This window comes from Chryseobacterium electrogenes, from assembly GCF_053553015.1.
This window is the reverse complement of record NZ_JBNPPB010000002.1, coordinates 715,962-733,165: the sequence shown is the minus strand read 5'-3', so window position 1 is coordinate 733,165 and position 17,204 is coordinate 715,962. Positions and strand designations below refer to the sequence as shown.

Genomic DNA, 17,204 nt, shown 5'->3' with positions numbered 1-17,204 from the left:
CCAAATTACATTAAGTATAATTTGGTTGATTTTTTTTGTATTAAATAATATCTTTAAAAGCTAAGAAGAAAGAAAGTACAGATACTAAAATCCCAATCGTAAAGATGGTATAGGTAGTTCTAAGCAACTTATATTTTCTGTTAAGAACAACTCCTAGATAATATAAATCTTTTATCATACTGTCATAAAGGTGATTTTTGTCCGTCATCATAGACCTCATCGCCCACGTATATTCTTCTAAAGGCATCTTATAAAAATTACCAAAAAATAGAAGATTGACCTTTCGTTCTTCTATCTCTTTTCTTGTAAAAGTCCCGCTAGACACCTTAGGTCTCGTAGACATAATTGCCATAATAATACTTGCTACACTAAAAGATATTAGCAAAAAAGTCGGTATAATTAGATGCGAATTTTTTGGAGCATCTAACTTTGGTACAATGGTAGACAATGCCACAGAAATGATAATTGCATTAACAGAAAGCAAGATATTAGCTTTACTATCTGCAATCTGGCTCAGCTTGGTATGATTATTCATTGTTACCCGGAACATCGTTTCTATCCCACGTTCTGGAGAATCTATTTTTTCTAATTTCTTTTTGTTAAGAAGTGCTTTTTCATCATCTAGCCTATCCTTTTCCGCTTTTTGAAGTAGTAACGATTGTATATTCTCTTGTGTTTTTTTGATATTATCTTGTTTTATTGGATTCCAATTTTTCTTGGCGTAATCGGTATAAAACTGATGATTATTATTCAAGAACAAAAGATTACCATTAGCCCACTCTAACTTACTAATTTTCTTTTTTTCTACCTCTTTCAATTCTTTTCTAAGGCTCTCAGTAATTTCCATAAAATCTACTGATCCTAGATGAGAAGTATCGGCATCTCTTATAATATTTTCTAATTTATTTTGTGGCGTATACATGTAAGCCGTAGCTTTTATCAACGATTTCACAAGTTCTATCTGAGATGCTTGCATTTGATTTTCTGTCAAAAAATGATCAGAAATTTCTGTCCCAACTTCTTCATGCAACTTGCAACATTCTACATAACCTGTATCGTGAAACCATGCTGCTAATAATAGTGCCTCTTTCTCAAGATCAGACAGTTGTTCATCTGCTATTAATAGCTTTACAGCATTAACTACCCTTAAAGTATGATCAATATTATGGTAAGAATAATCAGAAGAAAGTTTATCTTTGAAGAGTTGAACAACAAATTGTTCCGCTTTGGTGATCAAGTTCATGTATTTAATTTGAAACAAAATTATGAAATTATTTTCTTCGTACAGCATTGCATTTCTAGGACTAGGTATAATCTTTAATTCTTGTGCAACTTCTAAGCCTCAATATGGCAAAGCTGTTCAACATTTTACTCATGAAGAATCTATTACCAAAGATAATATTGCACATACTTTTTACCTCGTAGGCGATGCTGGTAATGCCGATCAAGATCATGCCAAATTAATCCTCAATCAATTTAAAAAACAATTAGATAACGCCACAGAGAATAGTACAATTTTGTTTTTAGGCGATAACATTTACCCTTCCGGGCTTCCTAATATTAATCATCCTGACAGAAAATTAGCAGAAGCAAAACTAGATGATCAGATTGCTTTGGTTAATAATTTTAAAGGAAAAACAATTTTTGTCCCTGGCAATCACGATTGGTATAGCAAGGGAATTGTTGGACTAAAAAACCAACAAGACTATATCACCGAAAAACTAAATGATAAAAAAGCTTTTTCTCCAAAAAACTCCTGCGCCATAGAAACCCGAAAAATTGGCAAAGACATTGCTCTAATAACGATTGATACAGAATGGTTTTTAGCGGATTGGGAGAAAAATCCTGGCATTAATGAAAAATGCGATATCAAGACAAGAGAAGATTTCTTTTCAGAATTTGAAAATCAACTGAATAAAAATCAAAACAAGACCATCATAGTTGCCACGCATCATCCGTTGTTAGATCATGGATCACACGGTGGTTTCTATTCTTGGGAAAAGCAGTTATTCCCGTTAGAAAATAAAATCCCGCTTCCTTTTTTAGCAACTGGTATCAATCTAATGCGCGCTACTGGAGGCATTACTCATCAGGATCTGTCTAATCCTAATTATAGAAAATTAGTTGATAGGCTTAAGACTTTACTAGCAGATAGAGATAATGCAATTGTTGTGTCTGGGCATGATCACAATTTGCAATACATAGAAAAAGATAATATCAAACAAATTATTAGCGGTGCAGGATCTAAAGCTGAAGCTGCGACAGCAATTAATGCTAACGACTTTTCTTATGGTAAAAATGGATATGCTATTTTAAAAATTTCAAAATCAGGAGAAGCAGAAGTTTCTTATTTTGCCAGAGAAAATGACACCGAAAAATTATTATTCCGAAAACAAGTATTAGATAATAAGAATTATATACAAGAGCAATTCCCTACTCAATTTCCTGTAGAGACAACAGCATCCGTCTACGAAGACAAATTGACTGAAAAATCAAAATTACATCAATGGTTATGGGGCAAGAATTATAGATCCGTCTACTCTACACCTGTAGAAGCACCAACTTTACAATTAGACACCCTATACGGCGGGGCATCTCCTAATCGCGCTGGTGGCGGGCATCAAACCAAATCTTTAAGACTAGATACTCCCAAAGGCGAATATGTGATACGAGCCCTTAAGAAAAGTGGTGTTAGATTTTTGCAATCTGTGGCTTTTAAAGACCAATATGTTGTAGAAGACTTTCGGGATAGTTTTGCCGATCAGTTTTTATTAGATTTCTATACAAGTTCTCATCCTTATATGGCGCTAACAATAGGATCTATGGCAGAGAAAATTGGCGTAAAACATACTGACCCAAGCCTATTCTATATTCCGAAACAAAATAAACTTGGTAAATACAATCAGAATTTTGGCAACGAGTTATATTTTCTAGAAGTAAGACCTTCTGAGACCGAAGAAAATCCCAATAAAGTTCTAAGCACAGATGATGTCATAAAGCTTCTGGCTAAGGATGAAAAATATAAAATGGACGAAAAAGCCTTCATCCGTGCAAGACTTTTTGATATGTTAATTGGTGATTGGGATCGTCATTATGACCAATGGAAATGGGAACAAAAAAATATCGGTAAAAATATCATCATCTCACCTATCCCAAAAGATAGAGATCAAGCGATGGTAAAATATGATGGATTAATTACCAAGATGATTTTGGATTTTCCAGAGTTAAGACACATGCAGAGTTTTGAGAAAAAAATATCAAATATCAAATGGTTTAACAGAGAGCCGTACACTCTAGACTTAGCATTAACCAAAAACTCAACAGAAGAAGATTGGCAAAGAGAAGCAGAGTTTATTCAACAGAATATAACGCAAGATGATATCAAAAAAGCTTTTGAACATCTACCAAAAGAAGTCCAAAATGAACAGACTAAGCACCTGCAAGAACTTTTGGAAATCAGAAAACAAGACCTCACAAAATACGCCTTAGAATATTATAAAGTTTTACAAAAGACAGTTCTACTAACTGGTACCAATAAGAAGGACAAATTCATTATAAATCGCCTCCCTAATGGTGAAACAAAAGTTGATATCTATCGCTTAAAGTCTAGTGGCGAAGAATTAATATCTTCTAAAACTTATGATAGAAAAACGACTAAAGAAATCTGGTTATATGGATTAGATGATAATGATATTTTTGAGGTAAAAGGTGAAGGAAAAAACCTAATAAAGCTAAGATTATTAGGAGGGCTAAATCATGACACTTATAATATTGATAATGCCAAAAAAGTAAAAATCTACGATTATAAATCTAAGAAAAACACTTACAATGGAGAAGACACAAGCCTACATCTTACCGATGATTATGAGCTTAATCAATACGATTACAAACGTCCAAAATACAACTTCTGGACCTCTGCTCCCAATGCGGGCTATAATCCAGATGACAAATTGATATTAGGCCTCAATGCTAGTTTTGTAAAAAGAGGATTCAAGCAAAACCCATTCACTAATAAGCATACCATAAAAGCTAACTATTTTACAGGTACTCAAGGCTACGAAGTCGCTTATGAAGGCATCTATCCAAGATTGATTGGCAACTGGTTCTATCAACTAGATGCAAGAATTACAAGTTCTCATTTTATCAGAAACTTCTATGGATTAGGAAACATCACTCCTAATCAAGAAGATCTTTATCATGACGATTATTACAGGACTCGCGCCAAAGAAATATCAGTTTCGCCATCTATACAATGGCGAAAAAATGCATCGCATTTTAGTGGAAAATTAGTGTATGAAGCTCTAAAAATAGAAAAAACTAACAGCAGATATATTAGCACTTTGCCATACATTAATCCTGATATTTTTCACTCGCAACATTTTGGTGGTGTAGATCTGGCATTTAATTTTGAAAATAATAATAAACATGTTAATCCAAGTCTGGGGATGAAATTTGATTTTGAATTCAGCCACAGAATTAATCTTGAAAACACTAAAAAACAAGTCCCAACTATAGAAACAGGTATTGGCTTTATCCATTATATTACAAAAAATGAAAAATTAACTTTTGCTTCTTATGCCAAGGCAAAATGGATATTAAGCAACGAGTATGAGTTTTATCAGATGGCAACTTTAGGCGGTGACAATAGTCTGAGAGGTTTTCGATTTGATCGTTTTTATGGCAAATCATCTTTCTACCAAAGCAATGATCTTCGGTTAGATTTAGGAACCATCAGAAATGCCTTTTTACCGATGAAAATTGGTGTATTTACAGGATTGGATTACGGTAGAGTCTGGCTGCCAAACGAGAAAACACAAAAATGGCACAACTCTTACGGAGCAGGTTTTTGGCTAAATGCCTTTGATATGATTGGTGCTAATATCTCTTATTTCCGATCAGAAGATGGCGGCAGAATTGTATTAGGATTTGGGTTAGATTTTTAAAACTAAAAAAGCGGCTTTCTTATGAAGGTCGCTTTTTTTCTTGTTCAATTTTTTCTGTCTGATTTACTTCAATGTTAATCGATAAAGATAAGATCTGCCTTTTTTAGCAGCTTCATCAGTGATTAGAATGGTAGAATCATCATAAAAACCAAGTCCTTCTTTTTGAGAAAAATGATCCAATTCTATCTTTTCTGACTTTCCAGAGAAGAAATCCACACCTTTAAAATCTGTAAAAACCCAAACTTTATCAGAACTCAATATTGCTACTTTCTTCTTATCAGGACTAATTGCGGCACTAGTCACCGCACAATGCCGAAAGGTATCGCAGGTTACAAAACTAGATATTTTCTTAGCTGGTAACTTTTGACCAGCAATATTATCTACTTCATAAAGAACTGTTGTGCCGTCAAATTTTGAACTTCTATTTTTTGTAAACAAATAAAATTTATTTTGAAAATAGAAAAAAGATTCAACATCAAAAACCCGATCTTTTTTCTTAGGCGGAAATTCTTTTTGCTCAGGATAATAAAAAGAAATAATCTCTGATGCCTTAGCTTCGTCTTTGTCCAGATCTGCTGCATTAATTTTATAAATCATCAGATTAGTCCTTTCGTTATCATTGTTACCAAAGTCGCCGATGTAAAGATTACCTTCTTCATCCGAGGTAAGATCTTCCCAATCATTATTCTCAACATTGGTGATTTTTATAGTTTTAATTAACTTTCCTTTGTCATTAATACCAAATAATACTGGATTATTTTTTTGATCTTCTATCGTCCATATTAACGGAGATGCCTTAGAAATCTCACAAGCCGAAGCTTCTTTTATTACTTTGGGTAAAGTACCTAATATATCTAGTTTCTGAGAATGAGATTGGCACGCTGTCACCAACAAAAGTCCTATCGATGCTATAATGGATTTCATAAAAAAAATTTGATGTTAAAAGTAATAAAAAATGCGTAACAATATTTGCTACGCATTATAATCTATGTATTTTGACTCTTAAAGAATCAACATTGCATCTCCATAAGAATAGAATTTATACTTTTCTCTTATAGCCTCATGATAAGCATCCATTACAAATTCTTTATCTGCAAATGCAGCAATCATCATAATTAATGTTGACTTTGGCGTATGAAAATTGGTAATCATTGTATTAGCAATCCCAAAATCATGTGGTGGATAGATAAACTTATTAGTCCAGCCTCTGTATGCAGAGATTTTTTTATTAGAAGAAACAGAAGTCTCTAGTGCTCTCATTACTGTTGTACCAACAGCACACACTTTACGATTTTCTTGTACAGCATTATTAATGATTAATGCATTTTTCTCGTCTATAATAGCTTCTTCAGACTCCATTTTATGCTTAGAAAGATCTTCTACTTCGATTGGGTTGAAGGTTCCTAGACCAACGTGTAGTGTAATTTCTGCAAAGTTAATTCCCTTAATCTCAAGACGCTTCATAAGATGCTTTGAGAAGTGAAGTCCAGCCGTTGGAGCAGCTACAGCACCTTCTACTTTAGCATAAATAGTTTGGTAACGCTCAGCATCTTCTGGCTCTACAGATCTTTTAATATACTTAGGAAGTGGCGTCTCACCAAGTTCTGTTAATTTGGCTCTAAATTCTTCATAAGAACCATCAAATAAGAATCTTAATGTTCTACCTCTAGAGGTTGTGTTATCGATAACTTCTGCTACAAGGCTTTCGTCTTCTGTAAAGAACAACTTATTACCAATTCTTATTTTTCTTGCTGGATCTACCAAAACATCCCACACGCGAGTTTCTTTATCTAATTCTCTCAACAAGAAAACTTCGATTTTCGCGCCTGTTTTTTCTTTGTTTCCGTATAATCTTGCAGGAAAAACTTTAGTATTATTGAAGATAAACAAATCATCTTCTTCAAAATAATTGATAACGTCTTTGAAAGATTTATGCTCAATACTTCTATCTTTACGATTAAGAACCATCAATTTAGCATCATCTCTGTGCTCTGAAGGGTGTTCTGCAAGCAATTCTTCTGGCAGATCAAAATTAAAATCAGATGTTTTCATTTTTTTTTAAATTACGGTTTAAAAATTATTATATCAAGCGGCAAAGATACGATAATAAAAAGCCTTTGTCAATAGACAGTCATTAATATAATCCTGAATTTCTTCCTTTAAAAAATTCGTTTTTTTTTCTTTACTTTTAACTAATAAAAATACACAAATGAATATATCTAGAAAAAAATTCATACAAACGGCAAGCATAGCGAGTTTTGGCGCATTAGTTCTTCCCAATACACTATTTGGAAATATCTTGTATCCTGCCAATAAAGTGATATCTAAAGTAAGAGTTGGTATTATTGGCGTCGGTCTACGTGGACAAAGCCAACTAGAGTTATTAGCAAAAAGAGATGATGTAGAAGTTGTAGCATTTGCGGATCCTAATCCAATTATGTTAAAAAGCGCACAAAGTATCTTAGCTAAAAATAATAAGGCTGTTGCAAAAGAGTTTTCTAACGGAGAATACGATTATCGTAATCTTCTCCAACTTAAAAATCTAGATGCAGTCATCATTGCATCACCTTGGGAGTGGCATCATAAGCAAGGTATTGAAGCCATGAATTCTAAAAAAATTGTCGGCATGGAAGTTTGTGGAGCGCTTACTCTAGGAGAATGTTGGGACTATGTAAGAACTTATGAACGTACCAAAGTTCCGATCTTCATGATGGAAAATGTTAATTATCGTCGCGATCTCATGGCAATTCTTAATATGGTGAGAAAAGGAATGTTCGGAGAGTTAGTTCATGGTCGTGGTGGCTATCAACATGACTTGCGAGGCGTATTGTTTAACGATGGGGTTACACCTTACAATTCTGGTGTTGAGTTTGGAGAAAAAGGCTTCAGTGAAGCTAACTGGAGAACACAACATTATGTAGATAGAAACGCAGAATTATATCCAACTCATGGTCTTGGGCCAATTGCCGCGATGATGGATATTAACCGTGGTAACAGATTAACACATCTTTCTTCTATGTCTACCAAAGCATTAGGGCTTCATCAATATATTGTAGACCATCCTAAGGGTGGAGAAAATCATCCCAATGCAAAAGTAAAATTTAAACAAGGCGACATTGTCACAACTCAGATTGCTTGCGCCAATGGAGAAACCATATTATTAACCCACGATACCAGTTTACAAAGACCGTATGATCTTGGATTTCGGGTGCAAGGTACGGAAGGTCTCTGGCAAGATTTCGGTTGGGGAGAATTAGACCAAGGTCATATTTATTTTGAAAAAAAGATGAATCATACCCACCGTTGGGATAACTCCGAAAAATGGCTTAAAGAAAACGATCATCCTCTCTGGAAAAAATATGAAAACGAAAGTAAAGATGCTGGCCATGGCGGCATGGACTTTTTTGTAATTAATACATTTATAGAATGCATAAAGCGCAATATAGAATTCCCGCTTGATGTCTATGATTTGGCAACATGGTACGCTATAACACCGCTAAGCGAAAAGTCTATCGAGCACCAAGGTAAGCTTATGGAAATTCCGGATTTTACTAAGGGCGAATGGAAAAACAGAAAACCTGTTTTCGGATTATCAGATGAATTTTAACATGAATATCAACAAATCAATTGTCATCCTCGCTGGTGGATTAGGAAGCCGTTACAAAGGACTGAAACAGATAGATGGCATCACCAACAACAACTCTCCTATTTTAGAATATTCCATATACGATGCTCTAGAAGCGGGTTTCGGTAAAGTAATTGTGATTATTAACAAACATATTCCAACGGCATATACCGAAAGGTTGGACAAAATCGCGCAACAAAGAAATATAGAACTCCACTGGATATATCAAGATATTGCAGATTATTTACCAGAAAAATTTAACATTAAGGAAAGACAAAAACCTTGGGGAACAGCTCATGCCTTATTGTGTGTAAAATCCTTAATCAACGAGCCTTTTATCATTATTAACGCTGATGATTTTTATGGAAAAGAAATTTATAAAACAGCAGCTTCTATTATTAATGAAAACTTGGTAACACCTCATCATTACCACATTATTGCCTATCCAATAAAAGAAACTGTTAGTCAAAATGGCGCCGTATCACGCGGTATCTGCGAGCTGGACGACCATCAATCTTTAACAACAATAACAGAAAGAACAGAGATTTTTGCGGATGAAAACGAAATCTATTTTCTAGACAATGACCAAAAGAAAGGATTGCATCCTGAGACTTTAGTATCTATGAATTTTACAATTTTTCATCCTAGTGTTTTTAACAATTTAGAAACTTATTTTCATCAATTTCTGAATCAAAATCCGCATCCCAAAGAAGAGTTTCTCATCCCGAAACATATCCAGACTTTAATAGATCACGACAACATACAAGTAACCGTCCACACATCGCCTTCTCAATGGATGGGCATGACTTATCCTGAGGATAAAAACCAACTCAAAATCTTTATCGAAAATAAAATCGCTCAAAAAAAATATCCGGAAAATCTATGGAGCTAGCCTCAATTGCATCTCAATTTTTAGGTGGAAAAACTATTGATAAAATCACAACGCTTGGTAATGGATTAATTCATAAAACCTATTTGATAGAGACTTCTGACGTGTCTTATATTTTGCAAAACATCAATAATAGTATTTTCGAAAACCCTAATTTATTGGTAGAAAATCATCTTAATATTAATGAAAAATTAAAACAAACTGATTATCAACTAAAGTTATCCAATCCCATAAAAACAACAGATAATGCACTAACCTTTGTTGAAGAAAATAGACATTGGAGAATGACCAGTTTTATTGACAATACTAAAACCTACCAAAAAGCCGAATCTCCAGAGATTGCTTACCAAGCGTCCAAAGCGTTGAGTCATTTTCATTTTTGTATTAATTGCGACAACGACATCAAGCTAGAAGATGTACTTCCCGACTTTACTAATTTTGAAAAAAGAATTATTGATTATCGTGATAATACCAAAATTGTAGATGTACAAAGAGGACAAGCATCAATTGACGAGCTTCTTTTTGTCAAAAAATATATCCATCTAACTAAGCTTTGGGTTGACCTTTCTAATGATAAAAGAATCCCGAAAAGAATCATCCATGCCGATCCAAAAATTAGTAATATTTTATTCAATTTAGAAAATAAAGCTGTCGCAATTATAGATCTAGACACTGTTTACAAAGGAAATATCTTATATGATTTTGGCGATATGGTAAGATCTTTTTGTAATAAACTGGAAGAAGATGACGTCACAACGACAGATAATTTTGATGTTAAAATATATGAAGCTGTAAAGGAAGGTTTCTTATACCACACACAACAATTACTAACGCCTTTAGAAAAAGACCATCTCGACTATGCCGCAAAAATTGTTGTTTTTGTACAAGCCATAAGGTTTTTAACAGATTACATCAAAGGTGATGTTTATTACGAGACAACTTATAAAGATCAAAATCTACATCGTGCTCAAAACCAAATTAACCTTCTAAAAGGGATTATGAAAACTCTAGATTAGCCAAAATCTGTTGCCAGATCACAAGTTTTTCATTAAAAGGAATTGTATGCAGTGGGCTTGTAGATGGTAATAAAACAATGGGCAATGCGAAATCTTTGCCCAATAATTTCACTAAGTTTTTATAAGACTTCTGACCGTTACAGAAAATAGCTTTGATGTTAGGATAAGATTTTAAAAGTTGCTGAATATCATTTTCGGCTTCATTTTTTATGGTAGAATCTATACTTCCTTTTCGCTCACAGCTTTCTATGACGTCCCAAAGTGCAATGTGATGTATTTTTAACAATTCGATTTTCTGGTGATAATCTGTTGTCGGTTTTTGATTAAATAAATAGAATATGATTTTCCAAAATGCATTTTGTGGATGCGCATAATATTCTTTCATTTCCAAAGATTTAACGCCTGGTACCGATCCCAAAATCAAAATTTGTGACTCATTATCTACAATCGGCGCAAAAGACTGAATGCGGGCTGACATTACTTTAAAATATTCAAAACATTAAACAATGCCTGACTAATATCACCACCTTGATAATTATTGAGAATCACTGCAAAGACATATTTTTTACCATTTTTGGCGGTGTGATAACCGGCAAAAGATTTACAGTTTCTAATCGTCCCACTCTTCATGGTCATTCCGTTTTGATTAGGAAAAGCATCAATATAAGCAGGAAACCACGATTGTTTTTGAGAATATAAAAGCGCCTGAACTTCGGCTTTGGCAGAGACATAATTCTGTGGTGACAATCCACTGCCATCTGCAAAGTTAATCATGTTAGCATTAATGCCTTTAGATTTCCAAAAGTCTTTAAGTACGGACATTCCCGACTCAAAATTCGCATTATTTCCCTTCTCTTTTCCTAAAGTTTTAATTAAAGTTTCGCCGTAGAAATTAATACTTTTTCTAAGAAACCAATATACTATTTTGTCCAGTGTAGGCGATTGATATTCAAAAAAGATATTCTGTTTTGGAAATGCTAAAGTTGATTTTCCTTCAATTTTATTTTGATAATAAGTTTCTACATTGCCTTCGACTTTAATTTTATTAGAGGTCAAAAAAGACTTTATTTCCACACCCAATTGCAAAGGCGGATTAGGCACAGATCCAGAAACTGTAGTGGTCTTCCCAGCGGGCAAAGTCCCATTAATTAAAGCAACATTAGAATGTGGCGCGGTAAAAATCAAACTCTGATCGCTACTTCCGCCAGTTTTTAACTCATTAATCCATTGTACATTTTCTAGATTGTAAGAGAAATTTTTGAATTGATTGCCATTAATATTAATATCAAATTGATTCTCTTTCCAATTAACGCCCCAGACGCCTGCACCATAATAATTACCCAAATCGTCCCAAGGCCAACCTCCCGGAATAGACTGAAAATCAAAATAAGAATCGTCAATCACAACATGACCTTTAACCTGAGAAATACCTTGTTTTTGTAAAGCTTCTAAGAGTTTTTGTTTAAATTTTTCTGGCTTATAATCTTCATAACGCCAGCTTCCTAAAGTAGGATCACCATTAGACGTGATGTATAAATTACCATCCAAAACGCCATTTTTAAGAGTACCAGAATAAGAAGCAGTTGTTTTAAACCGATAATCTTTACCTAATAAGTCCAAAGCAGTGCCAGCAGTGAAAATCTTCTGCGTGCTTGCGGTAGAAAGGCCTTTGTTACTTTGATAATCATAAATCATATTTCCTACATCATCTGTCACATAAAAAGATAAATTAGCAGAAGTTGCTGATGAGGTATTCATCAAGGTCTTTGTAGCTTTATCTAACTGATCAGAAATAGTTTGTGATATCAAACATTGAGAAGCCAAAAGACTTACAAGAAAAATAGTTTTCATTTTATCTAATTATTGACTCAAATATAATCATTGACGGTTAAAAACAAAATGATCTGTAGTATTCTTTTCATCTCTCAATAGCTGAGTATTTTTTGAAGCTGTTTTAAAGCCTCAATTATTTCCAAAATCCATAAATATTGAATAAATTTGTAGAAGCTATATTTTAAAAATAAAATACTTACAATATGTCAAAAGCAATTTCTCAGGTACCCTTTGTAACCAATGAGCCTGTTAATTCTTACGAACCAGGATCATCTGAGGTTAAAAGTCTTATTTCTACTTATCAAAAAATGTGGAAAGAAAACATAGAAATCCCAATGGTTATCAATGGTAAAGAAGTAAAGACTAATAATCATGTTAAACTTCAGTCGCCACAAGATCATCAACACGATTTCGGTTTTTATCATCAAGGTGACATGAGCCACGTAGATCAGGCAATAGAAGCAGCTCTAGCAGCTAAAGAAAAATGGAATGCCCTTGGTTGGGAGCAACGTTCTGCTATTTTCTTAAAAGCAGCAGACCTTTTGGCTGGTCCTTATCGTGATGTGATTAATGCAGCAACGATGATTGGTCAGTCCAAAAATGTACACCAAGCAGAGATAGACGCTGCTTGTGAGTTTATTGATTTCTTGAGATTCAATGTTGAATTTATGACAGAAATGTATGCAGAGCAACCTATCTCTGATACAGGCATCTGGAACCGTGTAGAGTACAGACCGCTAGAAGGTTTTTGTTTTGCGGTAACACCATTTAACTTCACTGCAATCTCTGGTAACTTACCAACTTGTATGGCGTTAATGGGTAACGTTGTCGTTTGGAAACCATCTGATAAGCAAGTTTATTCTGCTAAAGTGATTATGGATGTATTGATAGAAGCAGGACTTCCTGCTGGTGTTATCAATATGATTTTCACAGACGGAAAAGAAACCGCAGAAAAAGTACTAGCACACAGAGACTTTGCAGGGTTACACTTCACAGGATCTACTAAAGTGTTCCAAGGTATGTGGAAAATGATCGGCGACAACATCCATAACTACAGAACTTATCCAAGAATTGTTGGAGAAACTGGTGGTAAGGATTTCGTCATTGCACACCCTTCTTCTAATGTAGAAGCTGTAGCAACGGCATTGGTAAGAGGTTCTTTCGAATATCAAGGTCAAAAATGTTCTGCAGCATCTAGAGCATACATCCCAAAATCTCTTTGGAATGATGTTAAAAAAGTGATGGAAAATCAAGTGGCTACAATTAAGATTGGTTCTCCAGAAGATCCATCTAACTTTGTAAATGCTGTGATTGATAAAAATTCTTTCGAGAAATGCAAAGGTTATATCGACAGAGCCAATGCATCAAGCGAGGCAAACGTTGTGATCGGTGGAAAAACTGATGACTCTAAAGGCTGGTTCGTACATCCAACAGTAATAGAGACGACTAATCCTCAGTACGAAAGTATGGTAGAAGAGATCTTCGGGCCTATCCTATCCGTTTATGTTTACGAAGATGCAGATTGGGCAGAAACCTTGAAGTTGGTAGATTCTTCTTCACCATATTCATTAACTGGTTCTGTATTCTCTCAATGCAGATATGCGATTGACGAAGCTTACAAAGCTTTAGAAAACGCTTCTGGTAACTTCTACATCAATGACAAGCCAACTGGTGCTGTCGTTGGACAACAGCCTTTCGGTGGTGGTAGAGCATCTGGAACTAACGACAAAGCAGGTTCTAAAATGAACTTACTACGTTGGGTTTCTGTACGAAGCATCAAGGAAACTTTCGTTTCGCCTAAAGATTATAAATATCCATATTTAGGTTAAAATCTAAATCTTTATAAAACAAAAATCCCTTTTCAGTTTTGAAAAGGGATTTGTGTTTGTTGAATTTATTTTTATTTGAAATAAATTTTAACTATTCAATCAATGACTATGAAACAAATGTCCAATTAATCCTAGACCAACGCCTAAAAGTACATAGAGAATCTTTTGCCAATCCATTTTGTGATTTTTATTACTTTCGAAGATAATCACAGAAGAAATATGAAGGAAAATACCACCTACAACTGCCAAGAAATACACTTGTAAATCTGGGCTGAAAAATTGACCTAACAACATCCCTAACGGCGACGCCAAAGCAAAGGTCAGCACAATCATCCAGAATTTAGCAGAAAAAGCCTTGCTATGACCTAAGAAACTGCCTAATACAAAAGATATTGGCAGATTATGAAATAATATCCCCATTAAGTAAGGAGAGAAAACTTCTTTCTCTTGCGCCAACGGAATTCCTTCTATAAAAGCATGTATAAAAAGCCCACCAATAAGTGCAACTGGCAATATCTCGTGGTCATCCTTATGATGATGCATATGTCCATGCTCAAAACCTTTGGTAAGGCTTTCTAAAAGCAATTGTAACAACACACCTACAATCACAAAAATCCCTATATTATGTCCTCCAACAGCATAGACTTGCGGAAAAACCTCATTAAGACAAATTGTAATTAAAAATCCAGCACTCATAACCAGAAGATTCTTAGCAAACTTCTGATGTCCACCCAAGCTTTTACCTAAAAAAACTCCAATTAAAACACTTAAAATTAATAAAACAACTATCATCTTAACTTAATTATTTTTTTCTGAACAAATTAATACATCTCGGTGACGTAGCCGCATCATAATCATTTAATTCATAGTCGCCCCAGATTTTCACTCTTTCGAAGCCTGCTTCTTGCGCATAATTAAGAATCTGATCTGGTGTAGATAACTTTACCTTTTCAAAGTAATGAAAATCCTGCCCTTCATCATGAAATCTAATATCCTTAACCACATGTTGCCCTTCTATATGCTTTTTAATTTTGAAAGAAATACCTTCTTTTATCGTTTCGCTTTCTTCAACCAACGTATTTTTAACATAATCAGCATTAAGAAAATCCAGCACAAAATAAGCATCTTTTTTCAACGCGTCAGAAACCGAATGAAAAACCTGACGATCTTCTTCTTCCGTATCAAAATATCCGAAACTTGTAAATAAGTTAAACACCGCATCCACAGGCTTTACCTGCATTGGATTACGCATATCATGAATCCCAAATTTTAAAGATTCATTTTCGAATTGTTTATTATGAAGAATACTTTGCTCAGAAAGATCAAGCCCCAATACATTGTAACCTAATCTATTAAGGTAGACAGAATGTCGTCCCTTGCCACAAGCTAAGTCGATAATCCGTTGACCTTTATCTAATTGTAAATCATTAACGAGCAGATCTATAAAACGTTCTGCTTCTTTATAGTCTCTATCTTTGTAGAGAATATGATAATATGGTGTATTAAACCACGATTCAAACCATTGCATTCTGCAAAAATACTGATTGTTATTGAAAAACCGCATCAATAATTCATTATAAAACAATTTATATAATCTATTAAATCTGAAACTTTACATTTCCTAAAGTAGATTACTTCACGCATTATTAGTAATTTTGCAAAATGGATATAGATAATCTACAAATACAGATAAAAACCTTTTTTGGACTAGAAGACATCCTTGCCGAAGAAGTTAGAAAATTAGGCGGAAGAAATGTCGAAGTTAAAAACAGAGCCGTCAACTGCGAAGGCGACCTTGGCTTTTTATATAAAATAAATTACTCCTGTCGTACTGCTTTAAAAATTTTGGTACCATTAACCACTTTTAAAGCTTGGAATGAAAGCAAATTCTACGATAAACTATTTAATTTCCCTTGGGAAGATTATATGTCCGTAGACCAATCTTTCGCGATTGATACGACGATTAACTCAGACCGTTTTACACATTCTCAGTTTATGATGCTTAAGATGAAAGATGCGATTGCAGATTCTTTCAATTTTAAATACCATAAGCGTCCAAGTGTTGATAGCAAAAATCCAGATATCAAGTTTCACCTTCACATTGACAGAGAATTGGTGACCATTTCTATGGACAGTTCTGGTGATGCTTTGTTTAAAAGAGGTTATCGCCAAGAACAGACCGAAGCGCCTATTAATGAGGTTTTGGCTTCTGGGATGTTGCATATTGCAGGTTGGGATGGCAAAGGTAATTTCCTAGATCCAATGTGTGGTAGCGGGACGTTATTGATAGAAGCAGCAATGATTGCAATGGATCTTCCGGCACAGATTTTCCGCAAGAGGTTTGCATTTCAAAACTGGAAAAACTACGATGAAGAATTGTTTAAAACCATCAAAGAATACCGTATTAATCGTGTAAGAGAGTTTACGGGTAAGATTGTTGGTTACGATATTGATAATAGAGCACTTAACGCTGCAAGAGCTAATATAGAAGCTGCAGAAATGGAAGATGTTATCGAGGTGAGAAGACAAGATTTCTTTGAGTCTGAGAAAGATATGTTCCCTCTATCAGTAGTTTTCAATCCGCCGTACGATGAGAGAATCTCTATTAATGATGAGGATTTTTACAAAAAAATTGGTGATACCTTTAAGCAACATTATCCTAATACATTGGCTTGGCTAATCTCTGCTGATCTGGATGCTCCAAAGAAAATTGGCTTAAGACCTTCTAGAAAAGTTAAGTTATTTAATGGTAAATTAGAGTGTCGTTTTCTTCAATACGAAATGTATGATGGATCTAAAAAAGGCAAATATATGACCGAAGATAAATAAGGTCTTCTAAAAATAAACGAATCAGTTAGACATTATATCTATTTGATTTTATACCAACTTCTCCTAAAATCTAAATTTAATTAACGATTTATTTTTTAGGAGAAGTTTTTTTTATTTCTAATTTTCAAAATATTGTTTTCCGAAATATTGTATATTTAGTAAATGGACTTTAATTTGATAACACTTAATAATAGTTAATAAAATTTGATTTAATTATTATTTCAAAATTAATTTAAACGA

General features: G+C 34.1%; 13 protein-coding genes. 6 read left to right on the top strand and 7 right to left on the bottom strand.

Features of this window, described 5'->3' with window-relative positions; genetic code table 11:
* Nucleotides 1-40 precede the first annotated feature (40 nt).
* Nucleotides 41-1,243 (bottom strand): Pycsar system effector family protein, encoded by a 1,203-nt coding sequence (locus ACQQ6V_RS03360; RefSeq protein ID WP_448844142.1) that lies wholly within the window; start codon nt 1,241-1,243, stop codon nt 41-43.
* Nucleotides 1,244-1,265: 22 nt separating this feature from the next.
* Here ACQQ6V_RS03360 and ACQQ6V_RS03355 point away from each other — a divergent pair, with 22 nt between their 5' ends.
* Nucleotides 1,266-4,943 (top strand): metallophosphoesterase, encoded by a 3,678-nt coding sequence (locus ACQQ6V_RS03355; RefSeq protein ID WP_448844141.1) that lies wholly within the window; start codon nt 1,266-1,268, stop codon nt 4,941-4,943.
* A 63-nt stretch (nt 4,944-5,006) separates the two neighbouring features.
* On the opposite strand, the gene ACQQ6V_RS03350 is transcribed toward ACQQ6V_RS03355, so the two are convergent.
* Together ACQQ6V_RS03350 and queA are read right to left on the bottom strand one after the other, a co-directional pair.
* Nucleotides 5,007-5,867, bottom strand: a complete 861-nt coding sequence (locus ACQQ6V_RS03350) for a hypothetical protein (RefSeq protein ID WP_448844140.1) — start codon at nt 5,865-5,867, stop codon at nt 5,007-5,009.
* Nucleotides 5,868-5,945: 78 nt separating this feature from the next.
* On the bottom strand, nt 5,946-6,995 hold the full coding sequence (gene queA, locus ACQQ6V_RS03345) for a tRNA preQ1(34) S-adenosylmethionine ribosyltransferase-isomerase QueA (protein WP_448844139.1): 1,050 nt from the start codon (nt 6,993-6,995) through the stop codon (nt 5,946-5,948).
* A gap of 157 nt (nt 6,996-7,152) precedes the next feature.
* Between queA and ACQQ6V_RS03340 the strand changes: the two genes are divergently transcribed.
* Genes ACQQ6V_RS03340 through ACQQ6V_RS03330 form a run of 3 tightly spaced genes read left to right on the top strand, consistent with a single transcriptional unit; the run spans nt 7,153 to nt 10,473 of the window.
* On the top strand, nt 7,153-8,550 hold the full coding sequence (locus ACQQ6V_RS03340; RefSeq protein WP_448844138.1) for a Gfo/Idh/MocA family protein: 1,398 nt from the start codon (nt 7,153-7,155) through the stop codon (nt 8,548-8,550).
* 1 nt (nt 8,551) lies between these two features.
* A complete protein-coding gene (locus tag ACQQ6V_RS03335) occupies nt 8,552-9,460 on the top strand; it encodes a nucleotidyltransferase family protein (protein ID WP_448844137.1) in 909 nt (302 codons plus the stop codon).
* Complete coding sequence (locus ACQQ6V_RS03330) at nt 9,451-10,473, top strand: phosphotransferase enzyme family protein (RefSeq protein WP_448844136.1); 1,023 nt, start codon at nt 9,451-9,453, stop codon at nt 10,471-10,473. The genes ACQQ6V_RS03335 and ACQQ6V_RS03330 overlap by 10 nt, the downstream gene beginning before the upstream one ends.
* On the opposite strand, the gene ACQQ6V_RS03325 is transcribed toward ACQQ6V_RS03330, so the two are convergent.
* Together ACQQ6V_RS03325 and dacB are read right to left on the bottom strand one after the other, a co-directional pair.
* Nucleotides 10,454-10,951: a DNA-deoxyinosine glycosylase gene (locus ACQQ6V_RS03325; protein ID WP_448844135.1), complete on the bottom strand. Its 498-nt coding sequence runs from the start codon at nt 10,949-10,951 to the stop codon at nt 10,454-10,456. The genes ACQQ6V_RS03330 and ACQQ6V_RS03325 overlap by 20 nt on opposite strands.
* Complete coding sequence (dacB, locus tag ACQQ6V_RS03320) at nt 10,951-12,324, bottom strand: D-alanyl-D-alanine carboxypeptidase/D-alanyl-D-alanine endopeptidase (RefSeq protein WP_448844134.1); 1,374 nt, start codon at nt 12,322-12,324, stop codon at nt 10,951-10,953. Before dacB ends, ACQQ6V_RS03325 begins: the two co-directional genes overlap by 1 nt.
* Nucleotides 12,325-12,509: 185 nt before the next feature.
* Between dacB and pruA the strand changes: the two genes are divergently transcribed.
* Nucleotides 12,510-14,135 carry an L-glutamate gamma-semialdehyde dehydrogenase gene (gene pruA, locus ACQQ6V_RS03315; protein WP_448844133.1) on the top strand — a complete coding sequence of 542 codons (1,626 nt, stop codon included), beginning with the start codon at nt 12,510-12,512 and terminating at the stop codon, nt 14,133-14,135.
* A gap of 99 nt (nt 14,136-14,234) precedes the next feature.
* Here the strand turns inward: pruA and ACQQ6V_RS03310 are convergent, their stop codons facing one another.
* Nucleotides 14,235-14,927, bottom strand: a complete 693-nt coding sequence (locus ACQQ6V_RS03310) for a ZIP family metal transporter (RefSeq protein ID WP_448844132.1) — start codon at nt 14,925-14,927, stop codon at nt 14,235-14,237.
* Between the two features lie 10 nt (nt 14,928-14,937).
* Nucleotides 14,938-15,663 (bottom strand): class I SAM-dependent DNA methyltransferase, encoded by a 726-nt coding sequence (locus tag ACQQ6V_RS03305; RefSeq protein ID WP_448844131.1) that lies wholly within the window; start codon nt 15,661-15,663, stop codon nt 14,938-14,940.
* Nucleotides 15,664-15,797: 134 nt separating this feature from the next.
* On the opposite strand from ACQQ6V_RS03305, the gene ACQQ6V_RS03300 reads away from it, so the two are divergent.
* Complete coding sequence (locus ACQQ6V_RS03300; RefSeq protein WP_448844130.1) at nt 15,798-16,964, top strand: THUMP domain-containing class I SAM-dependent RNA methyltransferase; 1,167 nt, start codon at nt 15,798-15,800, stop codon at nt 16,962-16,964.
* The last annotated feature ends 240 nt before the right edge of the window (nt 16,965-17,204 follow it).